Raw genomic sequence first — 2,629 nt, 5'->3', positions numbered from 1 at the left:
CATTGCAAGTAGGTGACAACCCCGTGTTTTTTACGCATGGGGTTGCTTTTGCCGTTTTTTTATATTACGGCTTATTTATTGAAATTCTAGTCTCTCAACTGGCTCTCTTGTTTTTGATGGGAAAGCTCAGAGTGAGGAAAGCGGACCTTTATCGGGTTCCCATCAACTTCTTAATGTTCCTAATGATTTCCATACTTTCAGCGCTTCTTTATTACTTGTTAGGGGGAACCCACGGAGGTGAAGCGGTCTCTTCTTTGGATAATGCGTTACCTGTGACGGCGTATGCGGTGTCTCAGATTCTCTTTAATCAGTTTTCGATTAAATTCATCTCTCGTTTTCTGTACAATAAACCGATTCAATGGTTTGATCGCGGGCTGATTTGGGACGTACTGACCGGTTGTCTTGTATTGCCCATTGGCTTAGTTCTCTACATCGTCTTTGCAGAGTTTGGTGTGAGTGCTGTTTTCTTCGTCGGTATTCCATTCATTTTCATATCGGGAATGTTGATGCTTTATCATAACAGCAGCCAGGTGAATAATTATTTGAAACGAACGAGTATCATAGGACACGAACTGACAGGCAAATTAGGCGTTAGAGATGTTTTGGATATTTTTGTCGATCGAATCAGTAAACTTCTGCCTCTCGACTATATTTATGTTTTTGATGTAACTTCAGAAAAACAACTGAACCTGATTCGTTTCTATGATCGTTCAGGAAACATACAATTTCCAATTATCCAATTGGAAAAAGGGGAGAGCATTAGCGGGAACACGTGGGAGAAAGGGGAAAGTGTCCATTTTAAAAGTAAAAGAGATTGGCAGCACCTCGAGAACAACTACACGCCGGATGATGCTGAAAGCTCGATTTCCATACCGGTTGAAAGAAATGGGGAAATCGTCGGTGTGATCACGATTTACGCCAAAAGAAAGCGTGCGTTCATGCAATATCAGTTTATGATTTTGGAAATCCTCGGGAATTACTTAGCGGTTGCTATTCAAAATGCTAAACACTATGAAAAAACGAAAGCGGAAAGCGAACGTTGCGCGTTGACCGGTCTTTATAATTATCGGTACTTTGAAGAGTATCTTCACCAGCTCTTCCAACAGTGGAAGGATGAAAACAGGACACAGCCGATTTCGTTGATTTTATTAGATATCGATCACTTCAAAATCGTCAATGATACATACGGACACGAAAGTGGAAATGAAGTACTCTGTCTGCTAGCTGAGCGACTTCGAAGGGTAATAGGGAACAGAGGCGTCCTTGCACGATATGGAGGAGAAGAGTTTGTCTTATTACTTCCGGAATGTACATCGGATGAAGCCGTTTGGCTGGCAGAAGATATTAGACAAGCAATTACGGAGAAGCCGTTTGATTCTTATGAACATATTTTGAGCGGGAGATCTCCACAAGAAATTCCAATTACTGCGAGTATCGGTTTAGCCACATACCCGGATGACTGTGAAGAAGCCCTGGAGTTAATTCGGCATGCCGATCGCGCGATGTATGTTGGGGCTAAGCAGCAAGGAAGGGACAAAGTGGCGAGTTATGAATCCTTATTACATCCAGCCGAATGTTAATCCATTCGGCTGGATTAATTATATTTTGTTTACTAAATCTAGTTTAGGATCAGTCAATAGAGTCAGCATCGATCCATGAATAATCTTGACATAAACCATTAACAAGGTCTGTACTAAATAGCAGGATACAATTACGATAGTACTTTCTATTTCTGGAAGGTTATAGGACAGCATCGCTTCTTATCAGCATACATAGTATAATTAGAATGGTATAATAGTCTTGGGTTATGGTTTAGCAGTAAACTAATTCCTGTAATTTTAAACGATTAATTGAGGAGGTGAAAAATAATAACTATCAATGTTTGATGCTATAATACTTGTTTAGGAGCCATTTCTATGAATTCAATCCTCATCTTTTATCTCTTCTTACTTGGATTACTCCTCGGATCCTTCTACAATGTCGTTGGGCTTCGTTTACCGAAAGGCGAACTGTTCAAAGAAGAACGGTCCTATTGTCCTTACTGCCGTAAGACACTGAAATGGTATGAACTTGTACCTTTACTCTCATACTTCCATCAACGAGGAAAATGTCGCTACTGTCAATCCCCGATCTCATTTATCTACCCTGCTATGGAACTAATAAGCGGTCTGATGTTTGCTTTTTGCATTTGGTATGTAGGATTACAATTAGAACTTGTTCTTGCCCTTCTTTTGATTTCACTCTTCCTTATCATAACTGTCAGTGATTTAGTCTATATGATTATCCCAGACAAACTTTTACTATTTTTCTTTATCTTATTTCTCATCTATCGTTGCTTTCAACCACTTGAACCTTGGTGGTCTTCCTTGCTGGGGGGAGTCATTGGGATTGGGATGACAGCATTTATAATTCTTATCAGTAAAGGTGGGATGGGGGGAGGAGATATGAAGCTATTTGGATTAATCGGTTTCGTATTAGGATGGAAGCTTTTGCTTGTAACGTTTTTCCTTTCTACTCTGTTAGGGTCGATTACGAGTGGGTTTTTATTAATAGTGAGGGTTATCTCAAAGAATGAACCTTTTCCGTTTGGCCCTTTTATCGTGGTAGGTGCTAGTTTTTCTTATTTTTT

The 2,629-nt window shown here is 39.9% G+C and carries 2 protein-coding genes; both read left to right on the top strand.

The genetic code is table 11. The features are described 5' to 3' along the window. Positions 1-1,580 (top strand): sensor domain-containing diguanylate cyclase (locus LD39_RS05275; RefSeq protein ID WP_035543678.1); only part of this gene is annotated, 1,580 nt, incomplete at its 5' end. Positions 1,581-1,916: 336 nt separating this feature from the next. Continuing rightward, positions 1,917-2,629 (top strand): A24 family peptidase (locus tag LD39_RS05270; RefSeq protein WP_197061394.1); only part of this gene is annotated, 713 nt, incomplete at its 3' end.

Source organism: Halobacillus sp. BBL2006, assembly GCF_000786645.1.
Lineage (GTDB): Bacteria > Bacillota > Bacilli > Bacillales > Halobacillaceae > Halobacillus.
The sequence above is the reverse complement of the archived record's forward strand: the minus strand, read 5'-3'. Positions and strand labels throughout refer to the sequence as shown.